The 18,515-nt window shown below is 74.7% G+C and carries 17 protein-coding genes and 1 pseudogene; 10 read left to right on the top strand and 8 right to left on the bottom strand.

Features of this window, described 5'->3' with window-relative positions; translation table 11 throughout:
* The first annotated feature begins 241 nt into the window (after nt 1-241).
* Together ACZ63H_RS17595 and ACZ63H_RS17590 are read left to right on the top strand one after the other, a co-directional pair.
* Nucleotides 242-487 (top strand): hypothetical protein, encoded by a 246-nt coding sequence (locus ACZ63H_RS17595; protein ID WP_469865918.1) that lies wholly within the window; start codon nt 242-244, stop codon nt 485-487.
* Nucleotides 480-1,556: a response regulator gene (locus tag ACZ63H_RS17590; RefSeq protein ID WP_469865917.1), complete on the top strand. Its 1,077-nt coding sequence runs from the start codon at nt 480-482 to the stop codon at nt 1,554-1,556. The genes ACZ63H_RS17595 and ACZ63H_RS17590 overlap by 8 nt, the downstream gene beginning before the upstream one ends.
* A gap of 516 nt (nt 1,557-2,072) precedes the next feature.
* On the opposite strand, the gene ACZ63H_RS17585 is transcribed toward ACZ63H_RS17590, so the two are convergent.
* Entirely contained in the window at nt 2,073-2,960 is an 888-nt protein-coding gene (locus ACZ63H_RS17585) for a DUF4184 family protein (RefSeq protein ID WP_469865916.1), read from the bottom strand.
* Between the two features lie 318 nt (nt 2,961-3,278).
* Here ACZ63H_RS17585 and ACZ63H_RS17580 point away from each other — a divergent pair, with 318 nt between their 5' ends.
* The gene (locus ACZ63H_RS17580; RefSeq protein WP_469865915.1) at nt 3,279-5,084 is read left to right on the top strand and encodes a lytic transglycosylase domain-containing protein; all 1,806 of its coding nucleotides are present in this window, start codon (nt 3,279-3,281) and stop codon (nt 5,082-5,084) included.
* A gap of 325 nt (nt 5,085-5,409) precedes the next feature.
* Here ACZ63H_RS17580 and hrpB read toward each other — a convergent pair whose 3' ends face one another.
* Nucleotides 5,410-7,923 (bottom strand): ATP-dependent helicase HrpB, encoded by a 2,514-nt coding sequence (hrpB, locus tag ACZ63H_RS17575; RefSeq protein WP_469865914.1) that lies wholly within the window; start codon nt 7,921-7,923, stop codon nt 5,410-5,412.
* Between the two features lie 136 nt (nt 7,924-8,059).
* Nucleotides 8,060-8,896 (bottom strand): class I SAM-dependent methyltransferase, encoded by an 837-nt coding sequence (locus ACZ63H_RS17570; RefSeq protein ID WP_469866022.1) that lies wholly within the window; start codon nt 8,894-8,896, stop codon nt 8,060-8,062.
* Between the two features lie 367 nt (nt 8,897-9,263).
* On the opposite strand from ACZ63H_RS17570, the gene rpsA reads away from it, so the two are divergent.
* Nucleotides 9,264-10,757, top strand: a complete 1,494-nt coding sequence (gene rpsA / locus ACZ63H_RS17565; protein WP_469865913.1) for a 30S ribosomal protein S1 — start codon at nt 9,264-9,266, stop codon at nt 10,755-10,757.
* 82 nt (nt 10,758-10,839) lie between these two features.
* Here rpsA and ACZ63H_RS17560 read toward each other — a convergent pair whose 3' ends face one another.
* Complete coding sequence (locus ACZ63H_RS17560) at nt 10,840-11,811, bottom strand: right-handed parallel beta-helix repeat-containing protein (RefSeq protein ID WP_469865911.1); 972 nt, start codon at nt 11,809-11,811, stop codon at nt 10,840-10,842.
* A 189-nt stretch (nt 11,812-12,000) separates the two neighbouring features.
* On the opposite strand from ACZ63H_RS17560, the gene ACZ63H_RS17555 reads away from it, so the two are divergent.
* The 3 genes from ACZ63H_RS17555 to ACZ63H_RS17545 all read left to right on the top strand — a co-directional run bounded on the left by ACZ63H_RS17555 (nt 12,001) and on the right by ACZ63H_RS17545 (nt 14,059).
* On the top strand, nt 12,001-12,939 hold the full coding sequence (locus ACZ63H_RS17555; RefSeq protein ID WP_469865909.1) for a PAC2 family protein: 939 nt from the start codon (nt 12,001-12,003) through the stop codon (nt 12,937-12,939).
* A gap of 72 nt (nt 12,940-13,011) precedes the next feature.
* Entirely contained in the window at nt 13,012-13,629 is a 618-nt protein-coding gene (coaE, locus tag ACZ63H_RS17550; RefSeq protein WP_469865907.1) for a dephospho-CoA kinase, read from the top strand.
* 49 nt (nt 13,630-13,678) lie between these two features.
* Nucleotides 13,679-14,059 (top strand): tetratricopeptide repeat protein, encoded by a 381-nt coding sequence (locus tag ACZ63H_RS17545; RefSeq protein ID WP_469865905.1) that lies wholly within the window; start codon nt 13,679-13,681, stop codon nt 14,057-14,059.
* Between the two features lie 65 nt (nt 14,060-14,124).
* Here the strand turns inward: ACZ63H_RS17545 and ACZ63H_RS17540 are convergent, their stop codons facing one another.
* Nucleotides 14,125-14,421 (bottom strand): DUF6343 family protein, encoded by a 297-nt coding sequence (locus ACZ63H_RS17540; protein ID WP_469865903.1) that lies wholly within the window; start codon nt 14,419-14,421, stop codon nt 14,125-14,127.
* A 223-nt stretch (nt 14,422-14,644) separates the two neighbouring features.
* Between ACZ63H_RS17540 and ACZ63H_RS17535 the strand changes: the two genes are divergently transcribed.
* Together ACZ63H_RS17535 and ACZ63H_RS17530 are read left to right on the top strand one after the other, a co-directional pair.
* Nucleotides 14,645-15,337: a class I SAM-dependent methyltransferase gene (locus ACZ63H_RS17535; RefSeq protein WP_469865902.1), complete on the top strand. Its 693-nt coding sequence runs from the start codon at nt 14,645-14,647 to the stop codon at nt 15,335-15,337.
* Nucleotides 15,338-15,483: 146 nt separating this feature from the next.
* A complete protein-coding gene (locus tag ACZ63H_RS17530) occupies nt 15,484-15,939 on the top strand; it encodes a DoxX family protein (RefSeq protein ID WP_469865900.1) in 456 nt (151 codons plus the stop codon).
* A 113-nt stretch (nt 15,940-16,052) separates the two neighbouring features.
* Here the strand turns inward: ACZ63H_RS17530 and ACZ63H_RS17525 are convergent, their stop codons facing one another.
* On the bottom strand, nt 16,053-16,754 hold the full coding sequence (locus tag ACZ63H_RS17525; RefSeq protein ID WP_469865898.1) for an RNA-binding S4 domain-containing protein: 702 nt from the start codon (nt 16,752-16,754) through the stop codon (nt 16,053-16,055).
* Between the two features lie 121 nt (nt 16,755-16,875).
* Here ACZ63H_RS17525 and ACZ63H_RS17520 point away from each other — a divergent pair, with 121 nt between their 5' ends.
* Entirely contained in the window at nt 16,876-17,571 is a 696-nt protein-coding gene (locus ACZ63H_RS17520) for a uracil-DNA glycosylase (RefSeq protein WP_469865896.1), read from the top strand.
* Between the two features lie 54 nt (nt 17,572-17,625).
* Here ACZ63H_RS17520 and ACZ63H_RS17515 read toward each other — a convergent pair whose 3' ends face one another.
* The gene (locus ACZ63H_RS17515; RefSeq protein ID WP_469866020.1) at nt 17,626-18,093 is read right to left on the bottom strand and encodes a GNAT family N-acetyltransferase; all 468 of its coding nucleotides are present in this window, start codon (nt 18,091-18,093) and stop codon (nt 17,626-17,628) included.
* Nucleotides 18,094-18,150: 57 nt separating this feature from the next.
* Nucleotides 18,151-18,378: pseudogene (locus ACZ63H_RS17510) on the bottom strand (Rid family hydrolase); the annotation flags it as partial.
* Nucleotides 18,379-18,515 lie beyond the last annotated feature (137 nt).

Here is an 18,515-nt window from a genome sequence, read left to right as displayed (position 1 = left end):
GAAGGGCCGCGGCGTTGCGGAGCAACGCTGCGGCAACGCGCCGGCCGTCAGTCCCCTGACCGGCCAGGACCGCGGCACGGCCGGCGGGAAGCCGCGTGCAACGGGCGGTCCGCGCTGATCCGCTTGCGGATCCCGGGCCGCAACACCCTCGCCTTCATCCATTCTGGTCCCACCGTCCGCGATCGGCCGGACGGGCGCCAAGTGCCGTTGTACAATGGCGGGTTGGATGAATGGAGCACACGTGGACCGTCCTCTGCTGTCCTTGAGATCGGCCTTGGTCTTTCTGCTCGCCCTGCTCACCGGCGCGGCGGCCGGCGGGCTGACGGTCGCCGCCGGGGAGGGAACGGCACGCGCCCTGCTCGCCGGCCTTGCCTGCGCCGGCGCGGCCGTGCCGTTCTTCGACCGCCTCATCGCCGCCGAGGACGGCGCCGCCCGGCCGACGGCCCCCGTGGCCGCCGGCCCGGCCGAGGGGGAGAGCGATGGGTGAGCTGCGGCCTCTGGGGGACGACCTCAACGGGGCTTCCCGGGCCCTGGCCGAGGCGCTGCGCGAGCTGTTCGAGAGCCTTCACGTGTCCGTCCGCCGGTACGCGGCCCGGCGCCGGATCGACCCGGGCACGGTCTCGCGCTACCTGAACGGCACCCGGCTGCCGCCCTGGCAGGTGATCAGCGACCTCTTCGCGGACGTCGCCGAGCACCGGGGGACCGCGGTCACCACCGAGGCCATCGAGCTGGTCCGGGGCCTGTACGGGTCGGCGGTGGACGCCGCCTCGTCGCCCGGGCACGCGGTGGAGATCCTGGAGCGGCAGCTGGCCGACGCCGACCACGTCTCCCGGCGGTCCAGCGTCCGCGGTGACGTCCTGGGCGACGCGCTGCTGGACCGGACGCAGCGCATCGCCGACCTGGAGACCCGGCTCAACCAGCTGGAGGCCGACCGCATCGCGGAGCGGAGGCGGGCGGACGAGTTCGCGAAGGCGCGTCCGGATGTCCACGGCCTCATCCAGGAACGCGACACGCTCCGGAGGGAGGTCGAGCGCCTCGGCGCGGCCCTGTGGGAGGCCCGGGTCCAGCGTGCCGCGGCGGAGGACCGCTGCACGCTGCTCGAACGCCAGCTGGACGCCGTGGAGCAGGCCGCGGAGGCCGTGCTGCCGGCGGGACGGCAGGGCATGCCCAAGATCCTCGTCGTCGACGACCAGCCGGACAACCTGCTGGCGATGACGGCGGTCCTGGCGACGCTCGAACAGGAACTCGTCACCGTCTCCTCCGGCCGGGAGGCCCTCAAGGCCCTGCTCGACCACGACGACTTCGCCGTCATCATCATGGACGTGCAGATGCCGGAAATGGACGGCTACGAGACGTGCGCCCACATCAAACGCCGCCGCAGGACCCGGGACGTGCCCATCATCTTCCTGACCGCGATGGGCACCGGATCCGAACACTCCGCCCGCGGCTACGCGGCCGGCGCCGTCGACTACATCAGCAAGCCCTTCGACCCATGGGCCCTGCGGGCCAAGGTCGCCGTGTTCACCTCCATCCACCTGGAGCGGCACGGCCGGTAGGCCCCGGCCGGGCACACCACCCGGCCCGGCCGGAAAGACCACGGCCGCGCACCGGGGGGACAGCGACCGCCGCCCGGCTCCGTCCCGGGGGAGGGAGAGGCCGCCGGCCGCGTCCGGCGAAATCCCCGGAGGGCCCCGTCACTCTCGTGGCCCCCGTCAGAACGCCCCCCACCGCCCGCAGCCGCAACACTGCGGGCATGGGTATACGCATGCTCCACCGCCGGACGCCCGAGGCAGCCGCCGGGGCCTGGGCGGGTGCCGCCTCGGCGCAGGCCGTGCCCGCCGCGCCGGTCCCGGCCCTCGCGGCCGACGCAAGCACCGCCCGCATCCCGGCCGATCCGGCCACGACCGTCCGCGGCGTCACCAGGCGCCTCGGCCGCGGGCTCGCCGCCCGCCCGGCCGGCGTCCCCGACTGGCGCCCGTGGGCCGATCTGGCCCGCGGCTACCTCGCCCTCGCCCTCACCCTGATCCCGAGAGCGCGCCCCCGGCGCGAGCTCACGGTCTTCGTGGCGTCCCTCACCGAGCGTCCCGCCGCCCGCCGCCCGCACCGGCCACCGCACCGTGATCCCCGTGGCCCCCGGGACCCGTGCGATCCCCGGGACCGGCGGCCGGGTGCCGGAGCCTGACCCCCACGGCGTACACCAGCAGCCCCAGCACCACCCCGGCGCCCGCCCCGAAGCACAGGGTGGGCACCAGCTCCCACGGCCGCACGCCCGTACCGCCCCGCTCCCGCCACAGCGCCGTCCGCCGCACCGCCCCCGCCGTCGCGCAGCCGCCGATCACCGCGAACGCCCACCACCGGTCCCGCACGGACAGCGCCGGCACCCCCGCCGGCGGCCCGCCGGGCAGCCGTCGCAGCGCCCGGGCCGCGAACGCCACGATCAGCACGGCACCCGCCGCCGACGACCCGTACTGCAGCCAGGTGTACAGCGGTACGCCCGCCGGGCCCGCCCGCCCGGCCGCCGGGAGCAGCCGCGTGCCCCACCGGTCGTGATGGGTGAACGCGTCCCACACCACATGGGTCAGCGCGCCGAGCGCCGCGGAGCCGTACCACCGGGCCACCGGCGCGGCCCGCACGCGCGCGCGGAGCGCCCCGCAGCGCAGCAGGGCGGCCGGCCGTCCCTGCCACGCCCGCGGCAGCAGCGCGAGCAACGGCTCCCGGGCCAGCAGCCACAGCCCCGCGAGCGCCCAGGCGAGCGGCACGTCGACCGTGACGACCCCGGTGAACGCGTGCGTGACCGCGCCGGCCGCCATCCCGCCCGGCAGGACATCGGCCGCGTAGTAGGGCATGTCCGGCGCGCAGGAGCCCGCCACGAGCACCGCGGGCACCAGCCGGCCCCGGCCGCTCCCGTCCCGGCGGACCGCGGGCAGCACGGCCGCCGCATGGCTGAGCGTGAACGGCACCAGGAGCCTCCGGGGCGTACGACGGCACCCGCTTCGGACGCCGGGGTGCGGATCCGGCCAGTATGCGGGACGCCGTCCGAGGTCACGCGGGGCGGCGACAGGTGGCCGCCCGGTGAATTCCGGGCGTCAACGGGTGCCCGCTCACAGCAAGTTGCCGTAGGGTCGCCTCGGTCCCCTTGCCGGGCGCACGGTGACACCCGCGGCTCGGACCCATTTGGGCAACAGGGGCAACCAGAGCACCGGGTCGATCGTCACACCAGAGCGAGGCGGACAGCGACGGAGACGGACGCGCGGGCGTCCACGGGAGGGGTTCACTCTATGGCGGCGCATTTCGGCAGGCGGCTGCGCAAGGGGGCGGCGGGCACCGCCGTGGCCGCGGCGGCGGTCGCGGCTCTCTCCGCGTCCCAGGCTCCGGGAGTGGCCGGCGAGGACAACAGACCCACGACGGCCGGCGCCACGGCCTCCGTGCCGGACGGCGCCATCGCCGGTGGTGCCAACGCCACCGGCAACTCGCCGTACTACACGGACCTCCCGCCGCTGAAGAGCCCCGCGCCCAGCCCCTCGGCGCCGGTCGGCACGCCGGTCGTCCGGGGCGACGGGGAGGCGGGCATCCCGGCGACGGTCCTGGACGCCTACAAGAAGGCCGCGGCCGAACTGCGCACCTCCAAGCCGGGCTGCAACATGCCCTGGCAACTGCTGGCCGCCATCGGCAACGTCGAGTCCGGGCACGCCCGCGGCGGGCAGGTCGACGCCGACGGGACCACGCTCCGGCGCATCCTGGGCCCGCAGCTCGACGGCCGGGGCTTCGCGAACATCCCGGACACCGACGGCGGCGCGTACGACGGCAACAGCACCTACGACCACGCCGTCGGGCCGATGCAGTTCATCCCGTCCACCTGGGCCTGGGCCGGCCGCGACGGCAACGGCGACGGCAAGAAGGACCCGAACAACGTCTACGACGCCGCGTTCGCCGCGGGCCACTACCTGTGCCGCAACGACTGGGACCTGTCCCGCGAGGCGGACCTGCACAGCGCGATCCTCAGCTACAACAACTCCCAGGACTACCTGAACCTGGTCCTGAACTGGATGGAGTACTACCGCGAGGGCACCCACTCCGTCCCCGACGGCACCGGCGGCGTACCGGACAACCGCAGCGACGACGGCTCGCCGCACACGGCGTCCCCGCGGCCGACGGACCCGCCGGCCACCGAGCCCGCCCCGAAGCCCCACGAGCCCGGCGGCCACGGGGACAAGGGCGGGAACGGCGACGGCGGCAAGGAGACGCCCGCCCCGAAGCCTCCCAAGCCCCCCAAACCCGCGCCGAAGCCGCCCGTCCCGCCGACGCCCCCGCAGACGCCCACCGACCTCGTGGACCACCTGACGGGCACGGGCACGGGGAAGCTCACCGCGATGGCCGGCGACACCTTCGCCGAGCGGATCGGCGTGCGCGCCGAGACGAAGGTCGGCAAGTCCGTCGCCAAGGTCAGGGTCAGGTTCACCCTCACCGGCGAGACCGACGCCACCTTCGCCGGCGGCGAGACCGTCGCGACGGTCGCCACCGACGCCAAGGGCATGGCGCTCGCCCCGCCGCTCCAGGCCGGCGAGAAGACCGGCGACTTCAAGGTCACCGCGGCCGTCGTGGGCCGCCAGGTCAAGGGCGTCGACTACACGGCGACCGTCACCGCGCGCGCCGCCGACACCCTGGCCCGCACCAGTGACACCCCGCTGACCTGCACCGCGGGCGGCGAGTTCGCGCAGCAGGTGCAGGTGAAGGCGACGTACCAGGGCGCCGTCGCGGACAGGGTCGCGGCCACCGCCACGCTGGTCGAGTCGGCCACCGACGCCACGGCGAACGACAAGGGCCCCTACTTCAAGGACGCCGCGGGCAAGCCCGTGCGCACCCTCGCCGGCCTCCAGACGGACGCCAAGGGACTGCTCACGCTGCCCAAGCTGTACGCCGACGGCACCACCGGCACCTTCCTGCTCCGCATCACCACCACGGGCGGCGCCACGCTCACCGTGGAGCTGAAGGTCGAGGCCGCCGCCGGCATCCCGGTCATTCCCACGCCGGAGCCGGCCGCCACCTCGCACAGCCCCGCCCCGGACCCGACCGCCTCCTCCTGAGAGCGGCACCAGGGCGCCCTCCCCACCCACCGGGGAGGGCGCCCCCGGCCGTGTGCGCGACACCGCTCCGATCCCGCCCGCGCGTTGCCACGACACCGGACCCGACGAGCCGTCAACAGCCGGGCGCCCGGCCGGGAATGCGGCCGTACGCCGCGACGCCCCGCACGCGCGCCCCGATCGCCGCCGCGCCCGGTCCCGCCCTCGCCGCCGCCCCGGCCGGGCCCGACCGCACCCTCGTGCCCGCGCCCACCTCGTACGCCCCGTGGGGCTCCCGCGGCCCCGCACCGCTGTTCCCCGCCCTCCTCCGGCCGCGGGCCCGTGCCGGTCAGCGCCCGAGCCGCGCGTTGGTGTGCCGGGTGGGCTCGGCGGCCGCCGGGTCCTCGGGCCACGGGTGCCTGGGGTAGCGGCCGCGCAGCTCCGCCCGTACGGCCCGGTAGCCGTCCCGCCAGAAGGAGGCGAGGTCGGACGTGACGGCGGCGGGCCGTCCCGCGGGGGAGAGCAGGTGCACCAGCAGCGGCACCCCCGCCACGGACGGCGTCTCCCGCAGCCCGAACATCTCCTGGAGCTTCACGGCGAGCACGGGCCGCTCCGGGTCCCGGTAGTCGATCCGGATCCTGGACCCGCTCGGCACCGCGATCCGCTCGGGCGCCAGCTCCTCCAGCCGGGCCGCCTCCCCGCTCGCCCAGGGCAGCAGCCGCGCGAGCGCCTGGCCGGCGTCGATCCGGGCGAGGTCGGCCCGCCGCCGGGCCCGGCCCAGCTCCGGCTCCAGCCACTCGTCCACGCGCGCGTGCAGCGCGTCGTCCGACACGTCCGGCCAGGGCTCCCCGAGGCGCGCCCGCAGGAACGCCAGCCGCTGCCGCAGCCCCCGCGCCTCCGGCGACCAGCGCAGCAGCCCGAACCCGTCCTCCCGGAGCCCGTCGAGCAGGGCGGCGCGCACGAGGGCCGGGCCGGCGTCCCTCAGGGGGCGTGCGGCCAACTCGACCGCCCCCAGCCGCTCGACGTGCCGGGCCACGACGTCCCCGCCGGCCCAGCACACCTCGTCCCGCTCGCCGAACAGCGCCCCGGCGGCGGCCCGCGCCACGTCCTCGTCCACGGCCGCGCCGAGCCGCACGCGCGCGTGCCCCGTCCCGGTCGGCCGGTCGGCGACGGCCACGACGATCCACGGCGCACCGCGCAGCGCCGACCCCTCGGCCGGCTCCGCCCGCGTCCCGGACACCATCAGGTACGACCCGCCGTCGAGCTTGGCGACCCGTTCCGGAAACGCCAGCGCGGCGACGATCCCGGCCAGCCGGTCGTCGCGTGCGTCCGGCCCGACCCGGACGGCCCCCTCCCGCGCGGGCGGGCGGGCGGAACCGGCCGAGACCGCGCGCAGCCGCCGTACCTCCGCGGCCCACCGCGCGCCGTACGCGTCACCGCCGGCCCGGGCCCGCCGCAGTGCCCCCGCCAGGTCGTCGCCGTACTCCCGCGGCACCTCCTCGGACAGCAGCGCGACGACCGGGGCGCCCTCCCCGCCCGTGTCCAGCAGTGCCCGCCCCAGCCGCGGGTGCACGCCCAGCCGGGCCAGCCGCGCGCCGGTCTCCGTGGCCCGCCCGGCCGCATCCACCGCCCCCACCGCCGTCAGCGCGGAGCGCGCCGCCGCCATCGCCCCGCCCGGCGGCGGATCCAGCAACGCCAGCCCGGAGGCGTCCGGGTCGCCCCAGCAGGCCGCCTGGAGGGCGAACGAGGTCAGATCGGCCACCTTGATCTCGGGCGCCGGAAAAGCCGGCAGCCGGCCGTCCTCGGCCTCCGCCCAGCACCGGTACACCGCTCCCGGCGCCTCCCGCCCGGCCCGCCCCGCCCGCTGCCGCCCCGCCGCCCGCGACGCCCGCACGGTGGTCAGCCCGCTCAGCCCGCGCGCGTGATCCACCCGCGGCTCCCGGGCCAGCCCCGAGTCGACCACCACCCGCACCCCGGGCACGGTCAGCGACGACTCGGCCACGGACGTGGCCAGCACCACCCGGCGCCGCTCCCCGGCCGACAGCACCGCCTCCTGCACCGCGGCCGGCGCCCGCCCGTGCACCTGGAGCACCTCGACCCCGCCCAGGTCTCCCAGCAGCCCCGCCACCCGCGCGATCTCGCCCACGCCGGGCAGGAAGCACAGCACGTCCCCGTCCCGCTCCGACAGCGCCCGCCGCACCACCGACGCCACGTGCGCCAGCTGCGCCGGATCCACCCGCGTCCCGTGCGGCGGCCGCACCGGGCGGGCAGGCGGGGCCCACACCACCTCCACCGGATGCGCCACCCCCGCAGCCTCCACCACCGGCGCCCCGCCGAGCAGCCGCGCCCACCCCCCGGCGTCCGTGGTCGCCGACGCGGCCACCAGCCGCAGTTCCGGACGCAGCGCCTGCCGCACGTCCCACAGGAACGCGGCCACCGTGTCCGCGTCCAGATGCCGCTCGTGACACTCGTCCAGGACGACGACGTCCACCCCGGCCAGCTCCTGGTCCCGCTGGAGCCGCTGGAGCAGGACACCGGTCGTCACGACCTCCACGCGCGTGTCCCGCCCCACGGCCCGCTCGCCGCGCACCGTGAAGCCGACGCTCCCGCCGGGGCTCTCGCCCAGCAGCCACGCCATCCGGCGGGCCGCCGCCCGCGCCGCGATCCGCCGCGGCTCGGCCACCACGACCCGCCGCGCTGGACCGTCTCCGACCAGCCCCGCCAGCACGAGCGGCACCAGCGTCGTCTTGCCGGTGCCGGGCGGCGCCACGAGGACGGCGGTCCCCGCGCCCTCCAGGGCGTCGGTCAGGGCGGGCAGGGCGGAGCGCACGGGCAGCGCGTCCAGGGCGTCGTAACGGATCACGCCCCCAGTGTCGTACGACCGGACACGACGGCCGCACGACGGGGAGCCGGGGCCGGACGGCGGGAACACGGCCCCTTGCGCGGGCGCGCGTCCGCCGCGGCATGCGCGCGGGGCCGCGGACGGTTTTCGGACGGGTTCAGTCCCGGTCGCACACGAAGATCGCCGTGCCCGGGATCAGGTTCCCGCGCAGCGGCGACCAGCCGCCCCACTCCGCGGTGTTCCAGGCCGGCCACTCCGGCTCCACCAGGTCCACCAGCCGGAAGCCGGACGCCGTGATGTCCCGCACCCGGTCGCCGAGCGTCCTGTGGTGCTCCACGTACACCGCGTGACCCCGCTCGTCCTGCTCCACGTAGGGCGTGCGGTCGAAGTAGGACGCCGCCACCGACAGGCCCTGCGGACCCGGCTCGTCCGGGAACGCCCAGCGGATCGGGTGCGTCACCGAGAACACGAACCGCCCGCCCGGCCGCAGCACCCGGCGCACCTCGCGCAGCACCAGTCGCGGGTCGGCCACGAACGGCAGCGCCCCGTACGCGGAGCACGCCAGGTCGAAGGAGCCGTCCGCGAAGGGCAGCGCGCCGGCGTCGGCGCAGACCAGCGGGAAGGCACCGCCGATCCGCAGCGCGTGCTGGAGCTGGCGGTGCGAGAGGTCCAGGGCCACCGGCCGCGCGCCCTGGGCGGCCAGCCAGCGGGCGCACTGGGCCGCGCCCGCGCCGATCTCCAGGATGTCCCTGCCCTTCAGGTCCGCCGGCGCGCCCAGCAGCCCGGCCTCCGCCTCGTCCAGGCCCTCCGGGCCCCACACGAAGCGGTCGTCGCCGAGGAACGTGCCGTGCTCGCTCTGGTACTCGTCCGCGTTCCGGTCCCACCAGCCCCGGCTGGCCCGGCTGCTCTCCGCGACGCTCGTGTCACGCCGGGTCGCTTCCGGCTCGAACCCTTCGGACCGCTCGGGGTCGTACGCTTCCGGCTCTTGGATGATCGGCTCCCTCGTCGTACTCTTCCGTCCAACCCGCCGGAGGGGTCCCCGTGGGAGGGGTCCCACGGGTTCCGTGCGCGCTGTCGAGGTATTTCTTCTGCCGGGTTTGCGGCGATCCGCCCGGGGTGTCCGCCGTCGCGCATTGACCCTGTCCGGCTGCCCCCGTATGCTACAAGTTGCGCTGCGGGCCTGCGCACCTCAGACGTAGCAGGCTGCGCTCGCATCTGTTGTATGTCCCCTCGGTTGTCGAGGCGCCATCACCAGCAATGGTGGGGCGCTTCCTTGGCTGTCCGGCTTCTGCAGAGCGAAACGGGCTCCCGGCGTAAGCAGTACCTACGACTTCAATGTCCGTACCGGAGCCCTTTCCCACATGACGAGCAGCACCGAGACCACCGCCACCACCCCGCAGGTAGCGGTCAACGACATCGGTAACGAGGAAGCATTCCTCGCAGCGATCGACGAGACGATCAAGTACTTCAACGACGGCGACATCGTCGACGGCGTCATCGTGAAGGTCGACCGGGACGAGGTCCTGCTCGACATCGGTTACAAGACCGAAGGTGTCATCCCGAGCCGCGAGCTCTCGATCAAGCACGACGTCGACCCGAACGAGGTCGTGGCCGTCGGCGACGAGATCGAGGCCCTGGTCCTCCAGAAGGAGGACAAGGAAGGCCGCCTGATCCTCTCGAAGAAGCGCGCCCAGTACGAGCGTGCCTGGGGCACCATCGAGAAGATCAAGGAAGAGGACGGCATCGTCACCGGTACCGTCATCGAGGTCGTCAAGGGTGGTCTCATCCTCGACATCGGCCTCCGTGGCTTCCTGCCGGCCTCCCTGGTCGAGATGCGCCGTGTCCGCGACCTCCAGCCGTACGTCGGCAAGGAGCTCGAGGCCAAGATCATCGAGCTGGACAAGAACCGCAACAACGTGGTCCTGTCCCGCCGTGCCTGGCTGGAGCAGACCCAGTCCGAGGTCCGCCAGACGTTCCTCACGACCCTCCAGAAGGGTCAGGTCCGCTCCGGTGTGGTCTCCTCGATCGTCAACTTCGGTGCCTTCGTGGACCTGGGTGGCGTCGACGGTCTGGTCCACGTCTCCGAGCTGTCCTGGAAGCACATCGACCACCCCTCCGAGGTCGTCGAGGTCGGCCAGGAGGTCACCGTCGAGGTCCTCGACGTCGACATGGACCGCGAGCGCGTCTCCCTGTCGCTGAAGGCGACCCAGGAAGACCCGTGGCAGCAGTTCGCCCGCACCCACCAGATCGGCCAGGTCGTGCCCGGCAAGGTCACGAAGCTGGTGCCGTTCGGTGCGTTCGTCCGCGTGGACGAGGGCATCGAGGGTCTGGTCCACATCTCCGAGCTGGCCGAGCGCCACGTGGAGATCCCGGAGCAGGTCGTCCAGGTCAACGACGAGATCTTCGTCAAGGTCATCGACATCGACCTCGAGCGTCGTCGCATCAGCCTCTCGCTGAAGCAGGCCAACGAGTCCTTCGGTGCCGACCCGACGGCGGTCGAGTTCGACCCGACCCTGTACGGCATGGCCGCGTCCTACGACGACCAGGGCAACTACATCTACCCCGAGGGCTTCGACCCCGAGACCAACGACTGGCTCGAGGGCTACGAGAAGCAGCGCGAGGAGTGGGAGCGCCAGTACGCCGAGGCGCAGTCCCGCTTCGAGCAGCACCAGCAGCAGGTCATCAAGTCCCGCGAGGCCGACGCCGCTGCCGCGGCCGAGGGCGGCGAGGCTGCGGCTCCGGCCGCGACCGGCGGTGGCTCGTACTCCTCCGAGGGCGCCGACACCTCCGGTGCGCTGGCCTCGGACGAGGCGCTGGCCGCGCTGCGCGAGAAGCTGGCCGGCGGCCAGAGCTGATCGCTGCCGCTGAGGCCTAGGCGATAGTCGCCACTGAGGGGCCGTACCTTTCGAGGTGCGGCCCCTCAGGGTTTTCCGCCCCTCAGGGCGTCACCGGGACATTGGTCAGGCCCCTGCCGCCCGTGACCGTGTTGGTGCTGTGGACCGTGGTCAGGCAGGCGGCGCCGTAGTTGGTGACGTCGATCGCCAGGCGGGTCGCACCGGTCGCGCCCGTGAGTGTCGACTTGTTTCCCTTGAAGACCGTGCCGCAGCCCCAGCCGGGTTGCTGGGTGTGGGTCTGGTAGCCGTCATTGGTGGTGGCGGTGCCGGTGTTGTCCTGGACGAGCACGTCGTTGCCCTTCACGTCGACCCAGGAGTCGTCGTAGTTGGCGCCGGTCAGTCCGCTGCCGTCGAAGGTGTTGCCGACGATCCGCGCGCCGGTCGTGCCCTCCTTGATGTCGACGTTCTCGCCGCCCACGTCCGGGCCGATCGTGTTGTTCAGGATGCGCACGCGGTCGCTCCGGTCGGTCAGCGTGTTCGCGGTGCCCACGTACACGCCCTCGCCCATGCCCCGGCCGTCGTTCCCGGTGTCGTAGATCCTCGAGTTCTCGATCACGCCGTCCGTGCTGGAGTTGCGGAAGTGCACGCCCTCCATGTCCACGCCGTGCACCGTGACACCGTCCACGACGACGCCCTCGGCCGCGTCGATCATGATGCCCTTCTGGCCGCCGGTCACGGTCAGGCCGCCGACCGTCCAGTAGGAGGCGCCGTTCAGGTGCAGCCCGTAGCCGCCGCCTGCGGTGAGCACGGCGCCCCGGGAGCCGGTCAGGGTGATGCGGGCGGCGGCCGTGGCCGGGACGGTCGCCTTGAAGTTGCCGGTGTACGTGCCGTCCGCCAGGTGGATCGTGTCGCCCGGCCGGGCGGCGGCGAGCGCGGTCTTCAGCTGGGCGGCGGTCGTGACCTCGACGGTCGCGGCGGTCGTGGCGGCGGCCGAGGCCGGTCCGGTGGCGGTCAGGGTCACGCCGGCGGCGACGGCGGTGGCGAGCAGAGAGGTGAGCGGCATGCGTATGCGCATCGACGTGCCTTCCCGTCTTCCCGTACATGAACGACGATCGTCACTGTGAACTCGACGTCCGAGAAGGTACGGACCAGGTGACGGGCCGTCAAGGTGCCCGGCAAGGGATCGCCGGCGAGCGGTGCGTGGCGGGAATTCCGCTGTTCCGGAGCGCGTTGTCCACGAGGAACACGAGGAGGAGCGGTCACAGTGCTTGATCCGCAGGGTTTGTACGCATGGGAGCCGAAGGGCCTCGCCGTGGTGGACATGGCGCTCGCCCAGGAGTCGGCCGGCCTTGTCATGCTCTACCACTTCGACGGATACATCGACGCGGGCGAGGCCGGCGACCAGATCGTCGACCGGCTGCTCGACTCGCTGCCCCACCAGGTCGTGGCCCGGTTCGACCACGACCGGCTCGTGGACTACCGCGCCCGCAGGCCCCTTTTGACCTTCAAGCGGGACCGCTGGACCGACTACGAGACCCCGGCCATCGAGGTCCACCTCGTCCAGGACACCACCGGCGCCCCGTTCCTGCTGCTGTCCGGCCCCGAACCGGACGTGGAGTGGGAGCGGTTCGCGGCGGCGGTGCGGCAGATCGTGGAACGGCTCGGCGTGCGCCTGTCCGTGAACTTCCACGGCATCCCCATGGGCGTCCCGCACACCCGCCCGGTGGGCCTGACCCCGCACGGCAACCGCACCGACCTCGTCCCCGGCCACCGCAGCCCCTTCGACGAGGCACAGGTGCCCGGCAGCGCCGAGTCCCTGGTCGAGTACCGCCTCATGGAGGCCGGTCACGACGTCCTGGGCGTCGCCGCGCACGTCCCGCACTACATCGCCCGCTCCCCGTACCCGGACGCCGCGCTGACCGTCCTGGAGGCCGTCACGGCCGCCACCGGGCTGGTGCTGCCCGGCGTGGCCCACGCGCTGCGCACCGACGCCCACCGCACCCAGACCGAGATCGACCGGCAGATCCGGGAGGGCGACGAGGAACTGACCGCGCTCGTCCAGGGCCTGGAGCACCAGTACGACGCGGCGGCGGGCGCCGAGACCCGGGGCAACATGCTGGCCGAGCCGGTGGACATCCCGTCGGCGGACGAGATCGGGCGGGAGTTCGAGCGGTTCCTGGCGGAGCGGGAGGGCGACACCTGAGGCGGGGGAGCGGGCGCCGCCGGCCCGCACCTGCCGTACCGGCCCCCGGGGCGAGCGTCTAGGCTTCCGCTCATGCTGACAGTGGGCCTGACCGGCGGGATCGGCGCCGGCAAGAGCGAGGTGTCGCGGCTGCTCGTGGAGCACGGGGCCGTCCTGATCGACTCGGACCGCATCGCCCGCGAGGTCGTGGCGCCCGGCACCCCCGGCCTCGCCGCCGTGGCCGACGCCTTCGGCCCGGACGTCCTGGCCGCCGACGGAAGCCTGGACCGGCCCCGGCTCGGCTCCATCGTGTTCGCCGACCCCGAGAAGCTCGCCGTCCTCAACTCGATCGTGCACCCGCTGGTGCGCGAGCGCTCCCGCGAGCTGGAGAGCGCCGTGCCCGAGGACGCCGTGGTCGTCCACGACGTGCCCCTGCTCACCGAGAACGGTCTCGCACCGCTCTACGACGTCGTGATCGTCGTGGACGCGAGCCCCGAGACCCAGCTCGACCGGCTGGTACGGCTGCGCGGGATGACCGAGGCGGACGCACGCGCGCGCATGGCCGCGCAGGCGACGCGCGAGCAGCGCCGGGAGATCGCGGACATCGTCGTCGACAACGACGTGCCCCTGGACGCGCTGCGCAAGCGGGTCGCCGAGGTGTGGGACGGCCTCGCCCGCCGGGCACGGCAGCGGGCCGCCGGCGCGGAATAGCCGGCCGCTTCGGGGCGTTGAACCGCTGGAGCAAGGGAAGGACTCAGCCGTGCCCGAGACCAGCGGTTCCACCGGACGTACTCCGGAGACGCACGTCATCGACTTCCGCGCCGCCGAGCAACTGCTCAACGCGCGGGACCCGCGGGGCGCGGTGAAGCTGCTCGACAGAGTCATCGCCGCGCACCCCGAGAACACCGCGGCCCGCCTGCTGCGCGCGCGGGCCTTCTTCGCCGCCGCGCAACTGCGCCCGGCCGAACTCGAGTTCACCATCGTGCTGGAACGCGAACCGGACAACGCGTTCGCGCACTTCGCCCTGGCCCGCACCTATGAGCGCCAGAACCGCCCCGACCAGGCCAAGCGCCACTTCCGGCTGGCGGCCGCGCTGGACCCCAACCCGCAGTACCTGAAAGCGGCACGCTTCGACGCGTGACGGGGGCGCCGGCAGTCCGGGAGGGTGCCGGTGAGCGTCCGGCCGGGGGGACGGGGGCGCCCGGCTCATGGATGCCGGTGCCTGGGCGGTCCCGGGTAGGGCGGTCCGTTCTCCGGCGGCGGGTACGGCGGTATGTCGCGGCCCGGCTGGTAGTGCGGGCCCTGCCGGATGTGCCGCAGGACGACGGCCAGGTCCACGGCGCCCACCAGCCACAGCGCCGCGCACGCCGCCGCCCAGCCCGGCCGCCCGGCCAGCGCGAAGACCGCCGTGCCGAGGGCCGCCCAGCCCAGCCCCCACACGCACAGCCAGAACCGTGCCCGCAGGGCACTGCGCGCGGTCGCCGGTTCACTGCCCGTACGCATCGGCACATCACTTCCTCCCTGCAACGTACTCTTCGCCGGCGCCGGGCGGCAACGCCCGGCGGGCCGGCCTGCGAGGTGCCCCGTGCGGGCCCGCAGCCCCCCTCCCCGGCCGCTGGACCCGGGCACCCCGGGCGCGGACGTTCCCCTTCCGGCGGGGATGACTCGAACGAGTGAACCCGAAGGGGAGGGGAACGGACGTACGGGCGTGGGCCGTTGTCGGGGCATGAGCATCGAGAGGCGTGAGGGTTACGAGGGCACGGGACCGGGGGCGATCACCCCGGACGGCTGCGCGGTCGAGCTGTACGCACGGCTGCCGGTGGGAGACGAGCCGGACGTCATCGCCGCCGCGGTGCCCGCCGGGGCGCACATCCTGGAGCTGGGCAGCGGGGCCGGCCGGGTCACCCACCCCCTGCTCGCACGCGGCTTCACGGTCACGGCCGTGGACGAGTCCCCCGGCATGCTGGCCCGGGTCCGCGGGGCACGCACGATATGCGGACCCATCGAGACCCTGGACCTGGGCGAGCGGTTCGACGTGGTGATGCTCGCGTCGTTCCTGGTGCACGCCGGGGACGAGGAGGTGCGCAGGGGCCTGCTGCGCACCTGTGCCCGGCATGTGGCGGAGGACGGCTGCGTGCTCGTCCAGCGGGAGGGCGCGGACTACCACACCGACGTGCCCCGGAAACGGGTCGATCCGAGCGGCTTCACCGTCCGGATCACCTCCGTCGAGCCGGCCGGGGACGGGGTGGACTCGGTCCACGCGGAGTATGTGTTCCCCGACGCGGTGTGGACCCAGACGTTCCGGTCCAGGCCCCTGACGAAGGAGCGGTTCGAGTCGGCGCTGGCGGAGGCGGGACTGGAGGTGGACGCCTATCTGACACCGGACGGGATGTGGGTGAGGGCGGTACCGGCGCGGTGATCGGGCACCGGGCCCGTGCGTCCGCAGGGCGGCCCGCCGCCCGGTCCGTCCCCCGTTCCGTCCTCCGTGCCGCGGAGCGATGAGTTCTGGGTCCCCGGCCGGTCTACCCGGTGAAAGCCATCAGGACCGCTCACCAGGAGACCTCCATGTCCCGCACCACCGCCCCCGCCGGCCCCCGCTCCACGACGTCCGCGTCCTGTGCCCGCCCCCGTACGGGCCGTGCGCGCGGGGCCCTGGTCGCCCTGCGGGTCGTGCAGGTGCTGCTGGCCCTGTTCTTCGGCCTCGCGAGCGCCCTGCCCAAGCTCATGGCGCACCCGACGGCCGTCGAGTCCTTCGACACGATCGGCTGGGGCGACGGGGCCATGTACACCATCGGCGCGCTCGAACTGGCCGGGGCGGTCGCGCTGCTGATCCCGGCACTGCGGTTCCTGGCGGCGATCGCCCTCGGCGCGCTCATGGTGGGAGCGTTCATCGTGCAGCTCACCGCGTTCGACGGCCACAACGCGGCGACCCCGCTGGTCCTGCTCGTCCCCCTCGCCCTGATCGCCTGGACCCGCCGCTCCGACACGACGGACCTGCCGCGCCTGCCGAACCGCCGCTGACCCGGCCGTGGCCGGGCTGCCACCAGGGCACCCGCCCGGCGGGCGGCCGGCGCCATAGGCCCGCCGGCCGTCACGGGTGGGCGGCCGTCGGCGCACCGGTCACATGGAGGTTCTCAGTCGCCGCCGGGTCCGGTGCCGGAACCGCGTTCTCCGCCCCGGCCCCCCGATCCGCCCCTGCCCCTGCGACCGCCCGGTCCTCCGGTCCCCCTGCCTCCGCCCGTGCCCGTGCCGCCCGGGTTGCCGAAGCCGGGGGAGGGGCCGGAGCCGGCGAGGCCGGCGTAGCCGCCGGAGCTGCCGAGGGCGAGGCCGCGGAGGCGTTCGAGTTCGCGGCGGTCGCGCTTGGTGGGGCGGCCGGTGCCCCGGTCGCGCAGACCGGCGGGGGCGACGGCCTGGCGGGGCGGGGGCGGAGGGGAGTTGTCGACGTAGCACTGCACGGCCACCGGCGCCCCGACCCGCTTGCGGATCAGGCGCTTGACGATCACGACCCGTTCCCGGCCCTCGTGCCGCAGCCGCACCTCGTCGCCGACGCGCACGGAATACGCGGGCTTCACCCGCTCGCCGTTCACCTGCACATGCCCGCCCCGGCAGGCGGCGGCGCCCAGGGAGCGGGTCTTGATCAGACGGACGGCCCAGATCCAGCTGTCGATGCGGACGGTCCCGCCGCCTGCCGGCCCGGCGGCCTCGGCGGCGGCCACCGCGGCGGCTGTCTTCGGGTCGAGCGGCTGTCCGGCGGGGGCGGACACCGCCGCGTCGGGCCCGCCCGTCCCCTCACCGGTCCCACGGTCCACGTTCTCGTCCGCATCCTCGGAAGCCATGCCCCGACCTTAACGCGCCGGGGGCACGGAGCCGGAAGCGTTTTCCCGGCCCCCGCCCGGGCACCCGCGGACCCCGGACCACCCCGTACCCACGCGCCCGCCCCCGACTTACGGTGACCGTATGGACAACACCAGCGCCCTCGCCCGGCTGGACCGACGTGTCGCCGGGTGCCGGGCCTGCCCCCGGCTGGTCGAGTGGCGGGAGGAGGTGGCCCGAACGAAGCGGGCCGCGTTCGCCGACTGGACGTACTGGGGGCGCCCGGTGCCCGGGTTCGGTCCCGCCGACGCCCGGCTGGCGATCATCGGGCTGGCCCCCGCCGCGCACGGCGGCAACCGCACCGGCCGGATGTTCACCGGCGACCGCTCCGGAGACGTGCTCTACCAGGCCCTGTACGACGTCGGGCTCGCCTCCCAGCCCACCTCCGTCGGTGCCGACGACGGTCTGGAGCTGTACGGAGTGCGGGTCACCGCCCCCGTGCACTGCGCCCCGCCCGCCAACAAGCCCACCCCGGGGGAGCGCGACACCTGCCGGCCCTGGCTGGTCCAGGAGCTGACGCTGCTGCGGCCGACGCTGAAGGCCGCCGTCGTCCTCGGCGCCTTCGGCTGGCAGGCCGCGCTGCCCGCGTTCGCGCAGGCCGGCTGGACGGTGCCGCGGCCCCGCCCGGCCTTCGCGCACGGCGCCCGGGTCGCGCTGGACGGCCTGGACCTCTTCGGCTGCTTCCACGTCAGCCAGCGCAACACCTTCACCGGCCGGCTCACCGCCGAGATGCTGCGGGAGGTCCTGCGCACGGCGGCGGACGCGGCCGGACTGCCGTAGGGAACCGGCCCGGCCCCGGCACCCCGCCACGCCGGACCCCGCTGGTCATCCCCTTCAGGGACGCCAGTCGTAACGGACGTCCGGTTCCCGCTCCTCGTTGCGGCTGCCGTCGGTGGAGTCCACGGCGGTGAAGCCGTGCCGCTCGTAGAAGCGGTGGGCGGGCCTGTTCGCCTGGAACGTCCACAGGGTGAGCCCGCCCGGGCTGCGCTCCTTGGCCAGTGCGACGAACCGGTCCCCGATGCCCCGCCCCCGCCAGGCGGGGTCCAGGTACAGCTGGTCCAGCGTCTCCCCGTCCAGCACCATCAGGCCGACCACTCCGGTCCCGGCCGCCTCCGCCACCCAGGTCTCCCGCGCCGGCACCACGACCTCCCGGAAGTAGTACCGCACCTCGTCGTCGGTGTGCGGGCGCACGACGTCCGGCAGCGCGGCGCGGAAGGACCGCAGGTAGACGTCGGCGACGGCACCGGCGTCGGCCGCCACCGCACGGCGCAGCACCACCGGGTCCGCCGCCGGCTCCGGCACCACGGCCGTGGCCGTGATCTCCACGAGCTGGCCGGGGTACCCGAGGCAGGACACGCCGAGCAGCGTGGAGGAGTGCGGGCCCGCGCTCAGCCCCGAGGACTCCACGACCCGCCACACCGCGGACAGCGCCGCGGTGTCGCCGACCACGTACACGTCGGTCACCAGGACGTGCTCCAGACCGCTGCCGACGGCCCGCAGCTGCTCGCGCAGATTGGCGAGCACCTGTCCGGCCTGGCGCACGGGATCCCCCGGACCCACCAGCTCCCCGTCGGCGGTCAGCGGCACCGCCCCGGCGAGGAACGCGAGTCTCGTCCCGGCCTCGACGACCGAGGCGTGCGCGTAGGCGGGCGGAGGGAACAGGGCGGGGACGGTCACACGCCGGATCACGGAAGCTGCTCCTACAGGGGGGTGGGCGGACGGCC

It is taken from the genome of Streptomyces sp. NPDC104831 (assembly GCF_055583025.1).
The sequence above is the reverse complement of the archived record's forward strand: the minus strand, read 5'-3'. Positions and strand labels throughout refer to the sequence as shown.

What these genes read in the sequence shown, in the direction of transcription:
- ACZ63H_RS17590 (WP_469865917.1), top strand. Translation starts at nt 480, where the DNA reads ATGGGTGAGCTGCGGCCTCTGGGGGACGACCTCAACGGGGCTTCCCGG.
- ACZ63H_RS17530 (WP_469865900.1), top strand. Translation starts at nt 15,484, where the DNA reads ATGTCCCGCACCACCGCCCCCGCCGGCCCCCGCTCCACGACGTCCGCG.
- coaE (WP_469865907.1), top strand. Translation starts at nt 13,012, where the DNA reads ATGCTGACAGTGGGCCTGACCGGCGGGATCGGCGCCGGCAAGAGCGAG.
- ACZ63H_RS17535 (WP_469865902.1), top strand. Translation starts at nt 14,645, where the DNA reads ATGAGCATCGAGAGGCGTGAGGGTTACGAGGGCACGGGACCGGGGGCG.
- ACZ63H_RS17540 (WP_469865903.1), bottom strand. Translation starts at nt 14,421, where the DNA reads ATGCGTACGGGCAGTGAACCGGCGACCGCGCGCAGTGCCCTGCGGGCA.
- ACZ63H_RS17560 (WP_469865911.1), bottom strand. Translation starts at nt 11,811, where the DNA reads ATGCGCATACGCATGCCGCTCACCTCTCTGCTCGCCACCGCCGTCGCC.
- ACZ63H_RS17580 (WP_469865915.1), top strand. Translation starts at nt 3,279, where the DNA reads ATGGCGGCGCATTTCGGCAGGCGGCTGCGCAAGGGGGCGGCGGGCACC.
- ACZ63H_RS17520 (WP_469865896.1), top strand. Translation starts at nt 16,876, where the DNA reads ATGGACAACACCAGCGCCCTCGCCCGGCTGGACCGACGTGTCGCCGGG.
- ACZ63H_RS17525 (WP_469865898.1), bottom strand. Translation starts at nt 16,754, where the DNA reads ATGGCTTCCGAGGATGCGGACGAGAACGTGGACCGTGGGACCGGTGAG.
- rpsA (WP_469865913.1), top strand. Translation starts at nt 9,264, where the DNA reads ATGACGAGCAGCACCGAGACCACCGCCACCACCCCGCAGGTAGCGGTC.